Source organism: Gordonia sp. YC-XJ4 (assembly GCF_059511865.1).
On the sequence record NZ_CM183447.1, the window covers coordinates 1,747,633 to 1,766,701 of the forward strand.

General features: G+C 67.0%; 16 protein-coding genes. 9 read left to right on the forward strand and 7 right to left on the reverse strand.

Annotated features, from left to right (window positions below; genetic code table 11):
* Positions 1 to 37 precede the first annotated feature (37 nt).
* A complete protein-coding gene (gene mfd / locus AC5ZH6_RS07650; protein ID WP_496168844.1) occupies positions 38 to 3,613 on the forward strand; it encodes a transcription-repair coupling factor in 3,576 nt (1,191 codons plus the stop codon).
* Here mfd and AC5ZH6_RS07655 read toward each other — a convergent pair.
* A complete protein-coding gene (locus AC5ZH6_RS07655) occupies positions 3,610 to 4,752 on the reverse strand; it encodes a M48 family metallopeptidase (RefSeq protein WP_496168846.1) in 1,143 nt (380 codons plus the stop codon). The genes mfd and AC5ZH6_RS07655 overlap by 4 nt on opposite strands.
* A gap of 304 nt (positions 4,753 to 5,056) precedes the next feature.
* On the opposite strand from AC5ZH6_RS07655, the gene AC5ZH6_RS07660 reads away from it, so the two are divergent.
* Positions 5,057 to 6,196 (forward strand): nucleoside triphosphate pyrophosphohydrolase, encoded by a 1,140-nt coding sequence (locus AC5ZH6_RS07660; protein WP_496169189.1) that lies wholly within the window; start codon positions 5,057 to 5,059, stop codon positions 6,194 to 6,196.
* 22 nt (positions 6,197 to 6,218) lie between these two features.
* Here the strand turns inward: AC5ZH6_RS07660 and AC5ZH6_RS07665 are convergent, their stop codons facing one another.
* The 6 genes from AC5ZH6_RS07665 to AC5ZH6_RS07690 form a co-directional block, all read right to left on the reverse strand.
* Positions 6,219 to 6,968, reverse strand: a complete 750-nt coding sequence (locus AC5ZH6_RS07665; protein ID WP_496168848.1) for a GntR family transcriptional regulator — start codon at positions 6,966 to 6,968, stop codon at positions 6,219 to 6,221.
* Positions 6,969 to 7,070: 102 nt separating this feature from the next.
* The gene (locus AC5ZH6_RS07670) at positions 7,071 to 7,496 is read right to left on the reverse strand and encodes a hypothetical protein (protein WP_496168850.1); all 426 of its coding nucleotides are present in this window, start codon (positions 7,494 to 7,496) and stop codon (positions 7,071 to 7,073) included.
* Between the two features lie 161 nt (positions 7,497 to 7,657).
* Positions 7,658 to 8,341, reverse strand: coding sequence for a phosphonatase-like hydrolase (locus AC5ZH6_RS07675; protein ID WP_496168851.1), 684 nt, complete (start codon positions 8,339 to 8,341; stop codon positions 7,658 to 7,660).
* Positions 8,342 to 8,403: 62 nt separating this feature from the next.
* A complete protein-coding gene (locus tag AC5ZH6_RS07680; protein ID WP_496168853.1) occupies positions 8,404 to 9,549 on the reverse strand; it encodes a TIGR03364 family FAD-dependent oxidoreductase in 1,146 nt (381 codons plus the stop codon).
* Positions 9,550 to 10,032: 483 nt separating this feature from the next.
* Positions 10,033 to 10,692: a 3-oxoacid CoA-transferase subunit B gene (locus AC5ZH6_RS07685; protein WP_006370916.1), complete on the reverse strand. Its 660-nt coding sequence runs from the start codon at positions 10,690 to 10,692 to the stop codon at positions 10,033 to 10,035.
* Entirely contained in the window at positions 10,689 to 11,453 is a 765-nt protein-coding gene (locus AC5ZH6_RS07690) for a CoA transferase subunit A (protein ID WP_026920278.1), read from the reverse strand. The genes AC5ZH6_RS07685 and AC5ZH6_RS07690 overlap by 4 nt, the downstream gene beginning before the upstream one ends.
* A gap of 190 nt (positions 11,454 to 11,643) precedes the next feature.
* On the opposite strand from AC5ZH6_RS07690, the gene AC5ZH6_RS07695 reads away from it, so the two are divergent.
* The 7 genes from AC5ZH6_RS07695 to AC5ZH6_RS07725 all read left to right on the forward strand — a co-directional run bounded on the left by AC5ZH6_RS07695 (position 11,644) and on the right by AC5ZH6_RS07725 (position 19,013).
* Positions 11,644 to 12,411, forward strand: a complete 768-nt coding sequence (locus AC5ZH6_RS07695; RefSeq protein WP_020171993.1) for an IclR family transcriptional regulator — start codon at positions 11,644 to 11,646, stop codon at positions 12,409 to 12,411.
* 102 nt (positions 12,412 to 12,513) lie between these two features.
* Positions 12,514 to 13,152, forward strand: coding sequence for a GntR family transcriptional regulator (locus AC5ZH6_RS07700; RefSeq protein WP_496168856.1), 639 nt, complete (start codon positions 12,514 to 12,516; stop codon positions 13,150 to 13,152).
* Entirely contained in the window at positions 13,149 to 14,405 is a 1,257-nt protein-coding gene (locus AC5ZH6_RS07705; protein ID WP_496168858.1) for an MFS transporter, read from the forward strand. Before AC5ZH6_RS07700 ends, AC5ZH6_RS07705 begins: the two co-directional genes overlap by 4 nt.
* A 25-nt stretch (positions 14,406 to 14,430) precedes the next feature.
* Positions 14,431 to 15,318 carry a LysR family transcriptional regulator gene (locus tag AC5ZH6_RS07710; protein ID WP_496168860.1) on the forward strand — a complete coding sequence of 296 codons (888 nt, stop codon included), beginning with the start codon at positions 14,431 to 14,433 and terminating at the stop codon, positions 15,316 to 15,318.
* A 69-nt stretch (positions 15,319 to 15,387) separates the two neighbouring features.
* Complete coding sequence (locus AC5ZH6_RS07715; RefSeq protein ID WP_006370922.1) at positions 15,388 to 16,389, forward strand: alpha/beta hydrolase; 1,002 nt, start codon at positions 15,388 to 15,390, stop codon at positions 16,387 to 16,389.
* Positions 16,386 to 17,459 carry a quercetin 2,3-dioxygenase gene (locus tag AC5ZH6_RS07720; protein WP_288338109.1) on the forward strand — a complete coding sequence of 358 codons (1,074 nt, stop codon included), beginning with the start codon at positions 16,386 to 16,388 and terminating at the stop codon, positions 17,457 to 17,459. Before AC5ZH6_RS07715 ends, AC5ZH6_RS07720 begins: the two co-directional genes overlap by 4 nt.
* Positions 17,460 to 17,501: 42 nt before the next feature.
* The gene (locus AC5ZH6_RS07725; RefSeq protein ID WP_014359339.1) at positions 17,502 to 19,013 is read left to right on the forward strand and encodes a sulfatase family protein; all 1,512 of its coding nucleotides are present in this window, start codon (positions 17,502 to 17,504) and stop codon (positions 19,011 to 19,013) included.
* Positions 19,014 to 19,069: the final 56 nt, after the last annotated feature.

The window sequence follows — 19,069 nt, forward strand, 5'->3', positions numbered from 1 at the left end:
GATGGTGGCCTCCGGCACACGACCTACAATCACACGAGTGTCCTCTTCACCTGCCCTCGCCGGGCTCGCCGCGGTCACGTGCTCGGACGCATCGCTGTCCGCCCTGCGCGAGAAGGGCGACACTCCCCGTCTCGACATCACCGGGCCCGACGCCGCGCGCCCCTTCGTGGTGGCCGCCCTCGCGCACGGCACCGCGCCGCTGCTGGTGGTCTCGGCCAACGGTCGCGAAGCCGACGACCTGACCGCCGAACTGGCCGAACTGCTCGACGATCCCGACGCGGTCGCGCAGTTCCCGTCGTGGGAGACCCTGCCGCACGAACGCCTCTCACCGAGCGCCGACACCGTCGGTCGCCGTCTCGCGGTGTTGCATCGACTCGCCGAGCCGGGAAAGACGCCGCTACGGGTGATCGTGACGACGGTGCGCTCGCTGGTCCAGCCCATGGCGCCGGGGCTCGGTGAGGTCCGCACCATCACGCTGCGCGAGAACATCGAGATCGACTTCGACAAGCTGCTCGCCGACCTCGTCGAGATGGCCTACGAGCGCGTCGACATGGTCGGTCGCCGGGGTGAGTTCGCGGTCCGTGGAGGCATCCTCGACGTGTTCCCGACGACTGCGGATTATCCGGTCCGAGTGGAGTTCTGGGGCGACGAGATCACCGAGATGCGGGCGTTCTCGGTGGCCGATCAGCGCAGCCAGCCCGAGGTCGACGCCTCGGTGGTACGGATCCACCCGTGCCGTGAACTCGTGCTGACCGATCAGGTGCGCAACCGGGCAGCCGATCTCGCCGCCGAACATTCCGCAGATCAGGCGTTGTCGGAGATGCTGACCAAACTCTCCGAGGGCATTCCGGTGGAGGGGATGGAGGCCCTCATCCCGGCGCTGGTCGACGGACGGATGCAGTTGCTCACCGAGGTCCTGCCCGACGGGTCGCGGGTGTTGATCCTCGATCCGGAGAAGGTCCGGACCCGCGCCGCCGACCTCGCCGCCACCGGTGCGGAGTTCCTCGAGGCGTCCTGGAACGCCGCCGCACTGGGTGCCTCGGCGCCGGTCGACACCCGCGGCGGTTCCGCCGGAATCGACTTGCAGGCCAGCGCGTATCGGCCGCTCGACGAGGTTCTCGACACCACGGTCGAGGCCGGGCGGTCCTGGTGGACGATGAGCCCGCTGTCGTCGGGTTTCGACGCCGAATTCGACCTCGACCTGACCCCGGGGCCCACTCCGCACGGCAGCGACGACGAGATCGCGCAGACGTTCGCGATGCTCCGCGCGCACGTCGCCACCGGCAAACCCGCGGCGATCGTGGTGGCGGGCAAGGGAACCGCAACCCGCATCGCCGAACGGCTGTCGGACGCCGAGGTTCCGCACAAGCTCGCCGACGCCGGTGCGCCACCGGTCGCCGGGGAGGTGAGCGTGTACTGCGGCACCCTGCGGCGCGGCGTGATCGCGCCGTCGGCCGGACTGGTGATCGTCACCGAGAGCGACCTGACCGGAGCGCGGGTCGCGGCGGTGCGTGACGGGCGACGGCTCCCGGCCAAGCGGCGCAACCAGGTTGATCCGCTCGCGCTGACCGCCGGTGATCTCGTGGTGCACGACCAGCATGGCATCGGCAAGTTCGTCGAGATGATCGAACGCACCGTCTCGGGTGCGCGGCGGGAGTACCTCGTGCTCGAATACGCGGCGGGCAAACGCGGGCAACCCGGCGACCGGCTCTACGTGCCGATGGATGCCCTCGACCAGCTCTCCCGCTACGTCGGCGGTGAGCAACCGTCCCTGTCGAAACTCGGCGGGTCGGATTGGCAGAACACCAAACGCAAGGCGCGCAAGGCGGTTCGCGAGATCGCCGGTGAGCTCGTGCAACTGTACGCCGCCCGCCACGCCGCCCCGGGCTACGCCTTCAGTCCCGACACGCCGTGGCAGCGTGAGATGGAGGACGCCTTCGACTTCACCGAGACCGTCGACCAGATGACGGTGATCGGCGAGGTCAAGGACGACATGGAAAAGGCGGTCCCGATGGACCGCGTCATCGTCGGCGACGTCGGCTATGGCAAGACCGAGATCGCGGTGCGCGCGGCGTTCAAGGCCGTCCAGGACGGCAAGCAGGTTGCTGTGCTGGTCCCGACAACCATTCTGGCGCAACAACATCTGCAGACCTTCACCGAACGGATGGCCGGGTTCCCGGTGCGGGTGCGTGGCCTGTCGCGCTTCACCGACGCCAAGGAGTCCAAGGAGATCATCGAGCAGATGGCACAGGGTTCGGTCGACGTCGTCATCGGCACCCATCGCCTGCTGCAGACCGGGATCGTCTGGAAGGACCTCGGTCTGGTGATCGTCGACGAGGAGCAGCGCTTCGGGGTCGAGCACAAGGAACACATCAAATCGCTGCGCACCCATGTCGACGTGCTGACGATGTCGGCGACGCCGATCCCGCGCACCCTGGAGATGTCGATGGCGGGCATCCGCGAGATGTCGACGATCCTCACCCCGCCCGAGGAACGTCACCCGGTGCTGACCTATGTCGGCGCCTACGCGCGCAAGCAGGTTGCCGCGGCGATTCGCCGAGAACTGTTGCGTGACGGGCAGATCTTCTACGTCCACAATCGGGTCTCGACCATCGACAAGACCGCCAAGGACATCGCCGACATGGTGCCCGAGGCGCGGGTGGTGGTCGCACACGGACAGATGAACGAGGATCAGCTCGAGCGCACCGTGTCCGGATTCTGGAACCGCGAATACGACGTGCTGGTGTGTACCACCATCATCGAGACCGGACTCGACATCTCCAACGCGAACACCCTGATCGTCGACCGCGCCGAGAATCTCGGCCTGTCGCAGCTGCATCAGCTGCGTGGACGCGTCGGCCGCAGTCGTGAACGCGGATACGCCTATCTGCTCTACAGTCCCGAGAAACCGCTCACCGAGACGGCCTACGACCGCCTGGCGACCATCGCGCAGAACAATGAGCTCGGCGCCGGAATGGCGGTGGCGCTCAAGGACCTCGAGCTGCGCGGGGCCGGAAACGTCCTCGGCGCAGAGCAATCCGGACACGTCGCGGGCGTCGGTTTCGATCTGTACGTCCGTCTGGTCGGCGAGGCGGTGGAGGCCTACCGGGCCGCGGCCGACGGCACACCGGTCACCACCGAGGAATCGACGGAGGTGCGCATCGATCTCCCGGTCGACGCCCACATCCCGGTCGAATACGTCGACTCCGATCGTCTGCGTCTCGAGGCGTATCGCAAACTCGCCTCGGCCACCGACGACGACGAGGTGTCTGCGGTGCTCGCGGAGTTGCTCGACCGGTACGGCGAACCGCCGGAGGAAACCCGGCGACTCGCCGCGATCGCGAAACTCCGTCTGCGGTGCCGAGAACGGGGTGTCGCCGAGATCGGTGCGGTCGGCACCAACGTCAAGATCTCGCCGCTGCATCTGCTCGACAGTGAACAGGTCCGACTCAAGCGGCTGTATTCGGCGGCGTCTTACCGCGCCACCACGTCGGTCGTGACGCTGCCGATCCCGCGCACCGGTGGGGTCGGATCCGCGCGTCTGCGCGACAACGAACTCATCGACTACCTGACGACGTTCCTGACTCAGCTCAAGCCCACGCCGGCAGCCTAGGAGTCGGTGGCGTCAGAGTCGGGGGTGTCAGAGTCGGTGGCCTCAGAGTTGGGGGCCGGCGGGGGTTGGTTGGTCTCGTCGTACTTCTGCTGGGCGTTCGTCCGCCACTGGGAGAACTTGCGGTTGACGGTGACCGCGACGTCGGCCGCGGCCTGCCCGACGCCGTCGACCACGCCGGAGAGTCCGTCGCGCAGCCCCTTGACCAGTGGGTCCTGCGACTCGTCGAAGTTGTCGCGATAGGTGCGGGCGGCCTCCCCGACGTCGTCGGAGAACTTTGCGGTGTCGTCATCGGTGCGCAACGGGTATGTGCCGGAGACGATTCGGCCGTACTCGCCGCGGTCGACCCAGCGGGTGAGTTCGGCTGCGCGCAGCACCGAGAAGGGATGGGTCGCCAACTCGAGATTCAACAGTTTGAGCACGCCGTCGCGCAGGTCCCCGGTGCGCTCGTACTCCCGGGCCTGCGCCACGAAGGCCTGGGTGTCCATCTGCTCGAGGTGCTTGCCACCCGCGAGCTTGAGCTCGACCCGTAGCGCGACGTCGAGGTCCTGGCAACACAAAAGGCCGGCGCGATCTCCGGAGAGCTCGGACTTGCGTTGCCATTCCAACAACGCGGCGACCACCGCGCGTAGGGCCCATCCACCGATCGGGATGAAACCGATGGACGCGGCGAGCCGGGTGAGGTGCATGAGCATCGTGCGGTACACCGCATGGCCGGAAAGTGCGTGTCCGAGTTCGTGTCCGATCACAAAGCGCATCTCGTCGTGATCCATCAGCTCGTACATCGCCGAGGTCACCACGATGAACGGCGTGTCCATGCCGATGCAGTAGGCGTTCACGATCGGCGACTGTGTGACGAACAGTTCGGGTGTCGTCGGGGCATCGAGCGTGGCAACGCACTCACCGAGCAGCGTATCGAGGTCGGCGAACTGCTTGTCGCTTGCGCGCGCCGACGTGGCCAGGTACATCAGCCGATGCTGACGCTCTCGTAGCAGCCCCGACAGCGTCTTGAGGACCTGGTCGAATCCCTTGAGCTTGCGCAGAGCCGTCAGCGCGGTGCGGTCGGACGGGTGCTCCCAGGTGCGCGAACTGATCCCGGGGAACTGCGCTCGCGACGCGACGACCTCGGTGGAACTCGACATGTGGCTTCCCTCCCAAGACACGGATCTCCGACGATTCGGACAGGGTATAGGGTAGCGAATCAGCTATTGATCATCGGCAATAGCGTGTGACATTCATGTGGTCGGACGACTGCGGGGATGGAGCTGATCGAGCGGTTACCTCGGTGGGCGCAAACGACTGTCGTCGTCCTGCGAGACCCGCTCGGTGACGTCCCACGATGTCGCTTGTGCAGCGATTACCGTTGTGATGTTGTCGGTGAGCTACCGCGATGTTGTTCCCTACCGTGTGCTGTTGTCGCAGCCCGCAGACGAAAGGCACCTGGAGATGACGGTGGTCCTGCTCGATCCGCTCCGCCCGGACATGATCCCCGTACGCGCCCGCGCCCACCTGTCCGGCACCGTCTACGTCACCGAGGACGTCCCGACCACCGTGCTGTGGGACCTCGATCACTTCGAGCCGGTGTTCACCGAGGACGAGATCGCCGGGACGCTGCTGTCCACGGATCGGCACCATCCACTGGTGGCCGCGCGAATCGCGCAGGGAGACCAGGTGATCGCCGCGACGATCCCGAGCGGCAGCGACCTGCTGCCCGCGGTCGCACTGATGGACACGTTGCGCCGCAACGGTCCGTGGGAGAGCCAACAGACCCATGCCTCGTTGCGACGCTATCTCCTCGAGGAGGCCTACGAACTCCTCGACGCCATCGACGCGGGGGATCAGGCGAGCCTGCGGGAGGAGCTGGGAGACCTGTTGCTACAGGTCCTCTTTCATGCCCGGATCGCCGCCGATCATCCCACCGATCCCTTCGACATCGATGCGGTGGCACGCAGTTTCACCGAGAAGGTCAGCGGCCGCACACCCGGTGTGCTGTCCGGTGCCCATGCCGACCTCGAGACACAGATCCGCGAGTGGGAGGAGCGCAAAGCCGCCGAGAAGAACCGCGGATCGGTACTCGACGGGATCGCCACCACGGCGCCGGCGCTGGCGTTGACCCAGAAGGTCCTCGAAAGGCTCACCGCCGCCGGATATCCGGTGCAGCGTATTGACCCGGCCGTACTCTCGGTGACCGTGACGGCCGGCGACGACAGCGTCGAGGACCAGGCGCGTCGCCGCACGCTGGACCTGATGGCCCAGGTTCGCGCTGTCGAGGAGCAAGCGGCACGTGACGGCGTCACCCTCGACGGCCCGGACTCCTGGGCGGCCGTCCTCGACGGGACGGCCGTACCGGAATCCGGCGATGCGGATGTGGCCGAACAGGAATCGCGCCGCGAAGCCCCCGCCGAGGCCCGGACGGAGATCACCGACGAGATACCGGTGGTGACCGAGTCCGCCGACGACGAGGTAGGTGAATCGGTGGCGCCGGATGAATCGGCCCCGTCGGGTGCGCGCGTCGCCGTCGAGGTCTCCGAGGAGGAGATCATCGACGTCGAGGTCGTCGACACGACCGAACCGCCCACGCACTGACCGCCGCGCGCGCCGGCCGGCCTCACCCGCGTTCGTCGCCGGTCATCGTGTTCATGATCGAGAACGTCACCTGGTCGGGGCGATAACGGTCGTCGGAGTACTCGAACGGTCGGCCCTGCGGGTCGTAACTGGTGCGCCGCTCTCGCAGGAGCGGTGCCCCCGAATCGATCTGGAGTGCTTCGGCGTCGGTGGCATCGGCGGCAACGGCGTCGAGTTCGTGACGCATCGAGGCGAACTGCACTCCCTCGTCCACGAGATGATCGGTGATCGAACCCTTGTCGGGATCGAAGTTGAACAAGCTCGCCCCGACATCGGTGGTGAAGCGGCTGCGCTCCAGCAGTGCCGGAATGCCGTCGAGGGTGCGCAGGCGGACCACCTCGATCAAGAAGTCGTCGACCCCGATCTGCAACGCCTCGGCGATCTCGGCGGTCACCCGGGTGCGGGACACACTGATCGTGTGGTTACCCGGTTCCCGGCCGGTGGTCAGCGCCCATTGCGAGAACGGGGTGAACGACGACAATGTCTGCGTCGGGGAGTGCGGTCGTCGTACGCGCGCCGGTCGTCCGCGGGTCGTGTAGATGAACCCCTCGGTCCGTAACTTGTAGAGCGCCTGCCGAATCGGGCCGCGCGAGACCTGCCATTGATCCATCAGAACGGTCTCCGGCGGCAACTCGTCGCCGGGTTGATAGGTGCCGTCAACGATCTGGTGGCGCAGCGCCTCGTAGATCTCTTGATATCTCGGGGACACCGCCACCTCCGCTTCCGACCACACCGTACCGATGCTGGGTACTGTACTACTTTCCAACTTGTGTACCTACCCTGAAGCCCCTGCTGCGAGGTGATGCAGCAGGGGCTTACGGTGTGACGGTTGCAGTCAGCAGAACGCGGAGGCGTACGACCCTGTGGCTGAATCACGTTCTGTCAGAACGCCATTGACGTAGATGCGGCATTCGACGTACGGGTGGTATGCCTCGTCGTACGCCGTCACGTACGACCCCGTGAGTTGGTAGGTCGAGTGTGAGGTCACTGTGCGGGTTCCTCTCCACAGTGTCACTTTTTCAGAGTTCCTGAACGAGCTGTTCAGCCTCACGTGGTGATCGATTTCTTCTGGGAACCTCTGGAGATCATTCCAGCCGTCGTACCAACTGAAGGAATCGAGGTACCGGGAGTTGCTGATGAACTCGTAGCGAATAGAGTCGCCAACTGTCGGCTCGGAGACTGACGCTTGGGCAGTGCCGAGTTCGACTGTGCTGACGACTGCCGCAACCACGAATACCAGGGCTGCGATGAGCTTTCTCACGATCTACCTTTCTGAGGGGAGTCTGAGAATCGTAAGCTCGGAGCCGTTGCCCTCGGTATCCACCGGCCGGAGGAATCGCGGTGATCCGTTGCGACAGCATGTGCCTGAGGGCCATACGCGTCCGGCTGATGCAGGTCGAGGTGTATCGCGGCGCACAAAGATCACCGGCGGATGAGACCCCTCAGATCGGCGACGCTGTCGACGACTTCGTGCGCGCCTGCGGCTCGCAGTGCCTCGGCGTCGTGGGCCCCGGAGAGCACTCCGACGACGAGTCCGGCGCCGGCACGGAGTCCGGTTGTGACGTCGGACGCGGTGTCGCCGACCACCATCATGGCCTCGACGGCGCTGGTGCGGGTCTTGATCAGGGCGGCCAGCGGCATGTCGGGGTGGGGGCGGCCACGGAGTTCCTCGCCGGGGCAGAGGACGACGTCGGCGATGTCGTTCCAGCCGAGTGCCTCGAGGATGGCTTCCTGGGTCTGCTGCGCGAAACCGGTGGTGAGAGCGATCTTCACGCCGATCTCACGGCAGTGTGAGAACAGTTCCTCGGCGCCGGGCATCGGTGAACACCGGCCCTCGCCGACGAGCTGGGCATAGGTCCGTTCGAACTCCTTGTTCGCCGACTGCGCCTGTTCCTCGTTGCCCTTGGCGAGGTGGCGGAACACGGTGATTTTCGACTGCCCCATGGTCTCGGAGACGTAGTCGAGCATCGCCGCGCGGTCCGCGTCGGTGCGCGACAGCCCGGCGTGCTCGTCGGCGGCGCGGAAGCTCGCGATCACGAGTCCTTCGTCGGCGACGGTGGTGCCCGCCATGTCGAAGACGATGAGTTCGGTGGGGAGAGTGGACATGTGGGAATTGCTCCTTTGTTTTCGAGGGCCGGCGAAGTGCCGGTCGTGGTCGGTGCTGAGGGTCAGACGGCGAAACTGGTCGACGGATCGAATGCGGCGGTGACGCTGGACTCGGCGAGACCCATGCCGGTGGTCATGCCGATTCCGGTGGTGACGGTGACGATGTGGGTGCCGGGAAGTGGTTCGCGCAGCAGGAATTCGCGGTCGGGTGCGCTCGCATACACACCCTGCCAGCGCTCGATCACATCGATGCTGTTGACCCCGAACAACTCTCGGGTGACATCGAGGAGGCAGGCGAATCCGTCCTCACCCTGGAACGGCGATTCGGTGACCTCGCGGAGATGGGTGTCGCCGATCAACAGGGTGCCGTCGGGTTGGGGCGTGTACATCTGGTGGAGGTCGAGTGCGGTGAATTCGGGGTGGGCGGTGTGCAGCCGTTGGGCGACCCGGTGCAGCGACGCCATGGTCTCGAAACCGCTGTAGCGCAACAGTGACCACCCGGTGAACAGGGGCGTGGTCAGCGGGAAGCGCGTCGGCACAGCGGCTTTGATCATGTGCAGGCGGCACCGTTGCAGGCTGATGTCTTCGGCGACCTCGGGGAAGAGCCGATCGATGTCATGATTCACCGTGATGAAGGTGGTGCCGGCGCGCAGCTCACCCCGGGAGGTGCGGACCAGTCCGGTGTCGAAAGACGTTGCCGCGGTGCGCCAGAAGAAGGTGACGCCTTGCGTCTCGAGCCACGCGGCGATCCGTGGGGCGGCGGCGCGGGGGTCGACTTGGAGATCGGCCGGTAGGTACATGCCGCCGGCCACGCCGTCGGCGGCGGCCGGAATCCGGTCGAGGACGGTGTCGCGGTCGAGGAGTACTGCCGTAGTCGATCCGTGGGCCTGTGTGAACTCGCTCATCACGGCCAGTTCGTCGGCGTGTCGGGCCAGGACGGTGGTGCCGGTCGGCGCCGCCCAGAATCCGGCCTTCTCGGCGAGGTCGAGCCAGTGGCGGCGTCCGGCACGCGCATAGTCCAGTGCTTGTCCGGACTGGGCGGTCAGACAAGCGTGCCCGAAGTTGCGGACCGACGCGCCTGCGACCCGATCGTTGTGCTCGACGACGGCGACGGAGAGCCCGCGGCGTAGTGCGTGATAGGCGTGAGCGAGGCCGACGATGCCGGCCCCGACGACGACGACGTCGTAAGACGTGCCAGGTGTGGTCATGGTCGTAGCTTCCCGTCGCGCCGGCTTGATGTCAATACTTTCTGAGAAGAAAGGTATACAAGTAAGGTGACGACCGGGCTACATGAGGTAAGCGTGGGGTTACGAGATCGGGAACATCCGTCGCTGGACATCGCATGCGTCGGCCCGATTGTGAGCGGCCCGGTGTCAGCGGGCGGTCGGATGGGCGGCGACGGCGACGGCGGCGAGGATCGCATCGAGTGCGCGCCGGTCCCAGGCCCCGCCGTCACGCACCACGGTGACAATGGTGTGCAGCGCCGACTGCGTCGTGAGTGGATCATCCTCGAGGAGAACAAGATCAGTTCGGCGTCCGACGCCCCCCGTGCCCGTGAGTGGACTCCAGGCCGAAGAATCGGGCAGGTTCGCTGGTCGCCATCCGCAGCATCGTCGATGGCGCAAGACCCGCCTCGGGCGTCCGCGGTTGCGCCTCCCAGTGCTCACCGGGTGTGGGCCATCCGGTTGACCTCAGCGGAGGTCGATGGTGAGCGCGGTGTCGGTGGCGGTGATGACGTCGTCGGTGGTGATGCCGGGTGCGGTTTCGCGGAGGGTGGGGCCGTTGGGGGTGATGTCGATGACGGCGAGGTTGGTGATGATGCGGTTGACGACGTGTGCTCCGGTGAGCGGCAGGGTGCAGTGGTCGAGGATCTTGGGGTGGCCGCTGCGGTCGGTGTGTTCCATGAGGACGATGACGCGGGCGGCTCCGTGGACGAGGTCCATGGCGCCGCCCATGCCTTTGACCATTTTTCCGGGGACCATCCAGTTGGCGAGGTCGCCGTCACGCGAGACTTGCATGCCGCCGAGGACGGCGGTGTCGATGTGGCCGCCGCGGATCATTCCGAAGGACTGTGCGGAGTCGAAGAAGGAGGCTCCTGGGGTGATGGTGACGGTTTCTTTGCCGGCGTTGATGAGGTTGGCGTCGACGGTGTCGTCGGTGGGGTAGCCGCCGGTGCCGAGGATGCCGTTTTCGGAGTGCAGGGTCACGTGGATTCCGGCGGGTAGGTGGTCGGGGATGAGTGTGGGTAGTCCGATGCCGAGGTTGACGTATTCGCCGTCGATCATGTCGGCGGCGGCGCGTGCGGCCATTTGTTGGCGGGTCCAGCCGGCCAGTAGCGGGGTGGTGGTCATGAGCGGTTCTCCGGGGTGGTGACGGTACGTTTTTCGATGCGGGTGGCTTGGGGGCCGGTGTGCACGATTCGTTGGACGAACACGCCGGGGAGGTGGATGTGGTCGGGGTCGAGGTCGCCGGGGTCGACGAGTTCTTCGACTTGCGCGATGGTGATGCGGCCGGCCATGGCGGCCAGGGGGTTGAAGTTGCGGGCGGTTTTGTCGAAGACCAGGTTTCCGTTGCGATCACCGAGGCGTGCGTGGACGAGTGCGTAGTCGGTGGTGATGGCGTGTTCGAGGACGTAGCGTTTGTCGCCGAACTGTTGGGTCTGTTTGGGTGGGGAACTCACCGCGACTGTTCCGTCGGGGTGGTAGCGCCAGGGCATTCCGCCGTCGGCGACGGGCGTACCGACCCCGGCGGGGGTGAAGAACGCCGGTATTCCGGCGCCACCGGCGCGGAGGCGTTCGGCGAGGGTGCCCTGGGGGGTGAGTTCGACGTCGAGCTCGCCGGCGAGGTACTGGCGGGCGAATTCCTTGTTCTCCCCGACGTAGGAGGCGGTGACTCGCCGGACACGTCTGGCGCACAGCAGGATTCCGAGGCCGTGGTCGTCGACGCCGCAGTTGTTGGAGAACACTTCCAGGTCGGTGACGTCGGTGTCGGCGAGCGCGGCGATGAGGGTGTCGGGGATACCGCACAGCCCGAAACCGCCGACCGCGAGACTCGCTCGGTTGCCGATGTCGGCGACGGCCTCGGCCGCCGACATGAGTTGTGTCGCTGACATCGACATCTCCTTCCGTCCGAAGCGAGCGCTCCGGGTGGTGTGGGTGTGGTGTTCGGTGAGCTGACACCACGACCGGTGTGGTGTGAGTGTGCGTGGCCTGCGCCGACGGGCGCAATGACCCTCGGGATTCTGCTCGTTTCGTGAACACTGTCGGCAAAGTCGTCCATTCAGTGAACGTGTGGGAGATAGGATGGCCGCCATGACCGAGGAGCGTTCCGGGGTGGTCGGGCGGGCGGCGGCGTTGTTGCGGGTGATCGGCGCGCATGAACCCGACGGGGTGACCACGACGGTCGCGGCCCGCCACGCATCGACTGCGCGACCCACCGCGCACCGGCTGCTGTGTGCGTTGCAGACCGAAGGGTTGGTCGATCGCGACCGTGCCGGTCGGTGGACGCTCGGCCCGGAAATCTATCTACTCGGTGCCAGCGCGGCCACCCGCTACGACATCACCGCCGACTCCGCGGATCTCCTCGACGCACTCGCACGTGAGTCCGGCGAGAGCGCGTTCCTGTCTGCGCGGCGCGGTGAGGAAACCGTGTGCATCGCGAGCAGAGAAGGCAGTTTTCCGCTGCGCTCCCATGTCCTGCATGAAGGTATCCGCTTCCCGCTCGGGGTCGCTTCGGCCGGTTTGGCGATCCTCAGTCACCTGCCCGACCACGACATCGATGACTACCTGCGTCGAACAGACCTGACCGACACCTGGGGGCCGGCACACTCCGCACCGGCTCTGCGTGCACGCATCGCCGCTACCAGAATCACCGGCTACGCGGTGAACCCCGCCCTGTTGGTCGAGGGCAGCTGGGGCATCGGCGCCGCAGTCTTCAACCACACCGGCACACCCTGCTGGGCCTTGAGCGTGACCGGCGTGGAAACCAGATTCGGCGACGCCCGCCAAAAAGCCATGGGCGCACTACTCCTCAAACACGCCCACATCCTGTCGCAACGACTGAAACGCTGACGCGAGCCCGACTCACCGCAGCCGGTCGGGCTGCGACCGAGGGGGTATCCGAACCGGAGCCACCTTGTATGCATCCTTGCATGCAAGGTGTAGGGTCGCGGCATGCCCGCACAGTTGTCCAACGCCGCCGACGAGGCGTACGCCGCTACTCGCGAGCGCATCATCTCCGGCGCGCTCGCCGGTGGCACGCTGCTCAGCGAGGTCGAGGTCGGCGCCGACCTCGGCCTGAGTAGAACGCCTGTGCACGAGGCGTTCCTTCGGCTGGCCGCCGAGCAGTTCCTCACTCTCATCCCGCGCCGCGGAGCGGTGGTCAGTCCGGTCACCGCGACCGAGGCCGCCGACGTGCTCGCCATGCGTCAGGCCATCGAAAGTGCCTCTGCGCGCCAGGTTTTCGCAGCGGGCGGTCCGTCTGTGGAGTTTCGTGAGCTGATCGAGCGCAACCTCGCCCGGCAGGCCGGGCTCGCCGCGGACGCCGACGTCGACGGCTTCGTCGAGGCCGACGACGAGTTCCACCTCTTGGCGGTGCGCGCGTCGAAAAACCCGATCGCCGCGCACTTCTACGAGCTCCTGCGCGGGCGGCAACAGCGTCTGCGCAACGTGCTGCTGCGGATCGATCCGGCCACCCTCCCGGCCTCGCACGACGATCACCAACGGCTGGCGGCCTGCCTGTTCGCCGGGGAGCGCGACGAGTACGAGCGCCTCCTCGAGGCACACCTCGCGCGCTATCAGGGGGCGATATGAGTTCGTCGATGCCCATCCGCGCCGGCACCGCCGTGTCGCCGCGTGACCAGCGTGGTCCGGATCGTCGGCCATGGGTCCTGGTGTTCGGCGCGCTGTTCGTCTGCGCCTGGTCGGGCAACCAGTTCAGTCCGCTGCTGCTGATGTATCGCGATGTCGAGCACTACTCGTCGGCGACGGTGACCCTGTTCCTCGGGGTCTACGTCGCGGGACTGGCTCCCGCACTGATCATCGCCGGAGCGGTGTCGGATCACCTGGGCCGCCGGTTGCCGATGATCGCGGGCGTCGCCTTCGGTGTGGCGGGCAGCGTGCTGTTGGCGTTCGACGAACTCGGCCAGTTCCCGATCATCGCGGGTCGGCTGTTGGCCGGCATGTCGGTCGGGACGGCGATGTCGGTGGGCACGAGCTGGCTCAAGGAATTGTCGACGGCGCCGTTCGATCCGGCCGCCGACCGTGGCGCCGGCGCTCGTCGGGCGTCACTGGCGTTCACCCTGGGCTCGGCCTCGGGTGCGTTGATCGCCGGGTGTATCGCCCAATGGGGGCCGATTCCGCAGATTCTCCCGTTCGTCCTGCACATCGCGGTGTCGGCGCCGTTCCTGGTGCTGATCGGCCGCGCACCGGAGACGGTGCGACCCCAGGCGCCGGCGCCGATCTCGGCCCGGCTGCGGGTCACCTCCGCGCGTCACCGGCGCTTCGTACGTGTCGTGATGATCTGTGGCCCCTGGCTTTTCGTCGCCTGCGGGCTCTCCTACGGCTACCAGCCGGTGCTGCTGGCCGACGCCGCGGGTGGCCTCGGGCTGGCGTACGCCACGCTGCTCAGCGTCATCGCGCTCGGTGCCGGTGCTGCCATCCAACCGCTGGCGCGCCGCATCGACTCGCACTCGAGTGCTCGCGGACTCATCGTCGCACTGATGATCCTCGTCGTCGGGATGGCGGTCATGCTGGTCGCGGTGAGCACCGACGATCTGCTCGTCGGGGTGGCCGCGAGTGTGGTGCTCGGCTGCGGCTTCGGCATCGGACTGGTGTCGGGGTTGTTGGAGGTCCAACGGATTGCGCCCGCACACGAACTCGCCAAACTCACCGGCGTCTTCTATGCGGTCGCCTACACCGGTTTCGCGGTCCCGACCCTGTTGGCCGCGCTGACGCCGCCGTTCACCACCGTCGAGTTGCTGCTCATCCTCGCCGCGCTGCTCCTCGTGTCGCTGCTGGTGGTGATCGGCGGATCACGCAAGCATCTGCCTGCCACACTGGGGTGAGCCGTGGCGAGGAGGACATCAAGAAGTGGATCTCACCATCGTGCACCTGCGCTACTTCCTTGCGGTGGCCGAGGAACTGCACTTCACGCGCGCCGCGCAGCGCCTGCACATCTCGGCACCCTCGCTGAGCCAGCAGATCCAGCAACTCGAACGCCGGACCGGCCTCACACTGTTCCGCCGCACTTCGCGGCAGGTCGAGCTCACCGCCGACGGCGCCGCCCTCGTCCCGCTCGCCCGTGACGCCGTCGCCGCGATGGACACCGTGATCGCCTGGGCCGACAGTTCGGGCACCGCGTCGGTGCTGCGCATCGGGATCGCGGCGTCGAGCGAGATGAGCAACCGGCTGCTCGCGACGGCCGTCGAGCGCCACCCGGACACGACCTGGCAGATCCACGGCCTGCCACTCACCGATGCACTCACCGCGCTGCGTTCGGGAGAGGTCGACGTCTCGTTGATGATCGCCGATCAGCCGCCGGTCGAGCCGGCAGGGGTCGTGGTGCGACCCCTGTGGTCCGAGGATCGGGTGCTCGTCGTCAACGAGGGGCATCGTCTCGCCGGGCGGGATTCGGTGACGCTGGCCGAAACCGACGATGAGACCTTCATCGGGATGCGTGGTGGCGGCGAATCGCAGAGTTGGTTCGTCGATCCGCGTCCGAGCGGTCGACATCTCGAGATACTGCCGCTGGCAACGCATTTCGACGAGGTCCTACAGCTGTGCAGCGCCGGGGTGGGAGTCAACATCTGCGGATCGTCGGCCACGGTGACCCATGCGCGACCGGGTCTGCGGTACGTCCCGATCATCGACCTGGCGCCGGTCACGACCTACCTGTGTCACCTGCGTGCCAAGCCGAACGCCCTCGTCGACGCTTTCGCCGCCATCGCCGAACAGATCGCCGCCGACACTCGATCATGAGGCCGGGCCTCATGATCGTGAGGCGATTCCATGTGGACCAGATCACATCCCCGCGGTGACACTGGCACGGTGAGTTCCTCCCCGTCCGGCGCCGTGCAGCGCGACGTCGTCTACCGATCCCGGCCCTCCGGTGACCTGCTCCTCGATCTCGTCGGCCCCTCGGCCCCCGGACCCCATCCGGCCATCGTCTTCGTGCACGGTGGCGGATGGTTCACCGGCGACCGCACGCTCTGCCCGGATCTGCACCGTCATTTCGCCGCAGCCGGATTCGTGATGGCAAGCATTGACTATCGACTCAGTGGTGACGCCCGATTCCCGGCGCAACTCCACGACGTCCGTGCTGCGATCGACCATCTGCGCACTCGCGCAGACGAATACGGCATCGACCCCGAACGCATCGGGGTGTGGGGTGCCTCGGCCGGCGGTCACCTCGCCGCGCTCGTGGGACTCCACGCGCATCGCGCGCGACTGCCCGGCGAGGACGCCGACGTCGATGCCCGGGTGTCCGCCGTTGCCGAATCCTATGGTCCGGCAACGCTGGTCGCCGGTGATGTGGCACCCGGACAGCCACTGCCCGGCGGCTCCACACCGGCTCTGACTCCCGAAGGTCGGCTCCTCGGTGGCGACCCCGCCGACCTCCCCGAGGCCGCCCGCGCGGCGAGTCCGCTGTATCACGTCCACCGCGACGCCCCGCCCTTCCAGATCTCGCACGGTACCGCCGACGTCCTCGTCGGCGACGACCACAGCCGCCTGTTGTTCCGCGCACTCGCCGACGCCGGGGTGGAGGCCGACCTCTACCTTGTCGACGGCTACCGGCACGGCTTCCTGAACCCGCCCCGACGATCCGACGTCCCGGGTCCGCCGGCGATGGACGAGGGCCGGCTCGCCGCGGAGGGTGCCGCTGCCGCTCTGCTGTATTCCGCCCGCAACGGCCGGGAGTCGCAGTGCCGCACCGACTTCGGCTTCGATAACGTCGCGGGATTCTTCGTCCGCCATCTGCACCCCGACGCGTCGGTCTCGCCGTCGTCGGCCCTGTCCCGACCCGCCCACACCTCAGGAGAGAAGTCATGACCACCACCATCGACCCGGAAGCCATGCATGATCGTGCCCCGATCATCGATGCCCTCCCCGGTGAAGCCGTCCCGTATCGCCTCGCGAGTGGGGAGGGGCTGCGCTACGAGATCGACAACCAGCTCTGGACGGTCATCGCGCGAACGGCCGATACCGGCGGATTGTTCGACGCCGCATTCATTCTCGGCCCGCGAGGCGCGGGCGCCGCATTCCACGTCCTGCCGAACCATCAACGCTCGTATCACGTCTTCGAGGGCTCGGTGCAGTTCTGGCTCCCGGGGCGCAGCCGTGTTCTCGCGCCCGGTGACTCCATCCACGTACCGCCGGGAACACCGGTCGCCTACCGCATGCTCGGTCACTGCTCGCGCATCCTGTTCTTTTCCGCTCCGGGTGGTGCGTTGGACGCACTCGCCGGCAGTGGCGCGGGGGTGGACTCACACATCTACTCCGCCGATGCGCACGCAGGTGTGAAAACCCCACTGACAGAACTCTTCTCGTCGATCGGTGTACGTGCCCACGACGAGGCGCTCGCGGCGGCATCCGACGAGTGGGACGACGCGCTGCCGTCGGGGCCGCAGGGATATTTCCTACGGGCACTCACCGGGGATCGGCGCGCCTGGCCGGACTCCCTCAACTCCTATCAGGCGCGCGGTGCCAACACCGGAGGCCGGTACTTCTCGGTGCTCACCCTCGGCGGCCGGTCGCCGTACATCCCGCAGCACTTCCATCGCCACCACACGGAGAACTTCTTCGTCCTCTCCGGCCGGGTATGGCTGTACGTCAACGGCGTCGAGACCCTGCTCACCGCCGGGGATTACCTGCACGCACCGGCCGGCACCATCCACAGCTTCGCCTTCGACGCGCACACCACCCGGATGCTGGGCATCCTGACCTCTGATGTGTTCGAGAACTTCTTCGACGTCACCGGCGAGGCCACCGACGACCTCGTCTACACCGAGGGTCTGATCAACCCGGAGCACATGATGGGCAAGCTCGGCGCGGCCATGGCCGACCTCGACCTCGAGTTCGTCGGTCCGCCGCCGACGCGGACACATGGACTCGACCTCTGACCGTTTGCGACAGCAGAACAGCGCTGCGTGCATCATGGGACGATGCCCATTGACGATGTGCACGACAGCGCGGAACCGGATCGGAGCGCGCCGGATCGGACAGTAGGAGAACCGGCCCGCGAGAACGTGATCCTGGTGCATTGGCACGATCTCGGCCGTCACCTGAGCTGTTACGGCGCCGACGGCGTCGAGAGCCCGCATCTGGATCGGCTGGCGGCCTCGGGTATTCGCTTCGCCGATGCGCACGCGACCGCGCCGCTGTGCTCACCGGCACGCGGATCGCTGTTCACCGGGCAATATCCGCACCGCAACGGGCTCGTCGGGTTGGCCCATCACGGGTTCGCCTACCGCGAGGGGGTGCGCACGCTGCCGCAGATCCTGGGTGAGGCGGGCTACCGGACGGTCCTGTTCGGCATGCAACACGAGAGCACCGACCCGACGAGCATCGGCTTCGACTCGGTCGACGTGTCCGACTCGCGTTGCGATTACGTCGTCGCCGAGTCGCAGTGGTGGTTGGGCCACCACGTCCGTACCGCACCGCAGCAGCCATTCCTGCTGACCGCGGGGTTCTTCGAGACCCATCGCCCCTACCCCGAGGACGAGTACCCGCCCGCCGACACCTCCGGCATCGACGTCCCCGGATTCCTTCCCGACACCACCGATGTGCGGGAGGACCTGGCAGGACTGCACGGCAGCATCACCAAGGCCGACGCCGCGGTCGGCCGGTTGCTCGAGACGGTCGCCGATCTCGGGCTCACCGAGAACACGTGGATCGTCTTCGTCACCGACCACGGCCTGGCGTTTCCCCGCGCGAAGTCGACGCTCTACGCCCAGGGCACCGGGATCGCGCTGATCATCCGGCCGCCGGCGGCGCGTGTGATGTCACCGCAGGTCTACGACGGCCTGTTCTCCGGGGTCGACCTCACCCCGACGATCCTCGATCTGCTCGGGCTCGGCGTGCCCGCCGATGTCGACGGTGCCTCGCACGCCGCGCAACTCGTCCGAGCGGGTCGGTCGGTCCGCGACGAGGTCTGCCGCGACGAGGTCTACACCGAAAAGACCTATCACGACGCGTTCGATCCGATCCGCGCCGTCCGCACCAAGCACCACAGCTACATCGAGAACTACGCGCACCGACCCGAGCTGCTGTTGCCCCTCGACATCGCCGACAGCGCCTCGGCGCGCTCGATCGATCCGGCGGTGACCGAACGCGACCGGCCCCGTGTCGAGCTCTACGACCTCGATTCCGATCCGGATGAGCGCAACAACGTCGCCGAGGATCCCGCCTACGCGCAGATCCGCGCCGATCTCGCCGACCGTCTTGCCCGGTGGCGCACGAGTACCGGTGACGAGCTCCCCACCGAACCCGAGGGCACCGCCATCGCCGAGCGATTCATGGCGGCCTTCCACGCGAAAGCCCTCGACACCGCACCGGAGGAAGAGGCCTTGCCCTCGCGGCGTCCGCTCGGTGCGCGCCGTGAGCTCGACGGCGACATCACCTCCGGTGAGGGCGATGCGGTGCGCGCGTCCGCTGCCGACCGCACACCCCGCTGAGCTTTCACCCGGATCGCGAAAAGTCAACAATTACCCGCGTATTGAGGTAAAAAGCC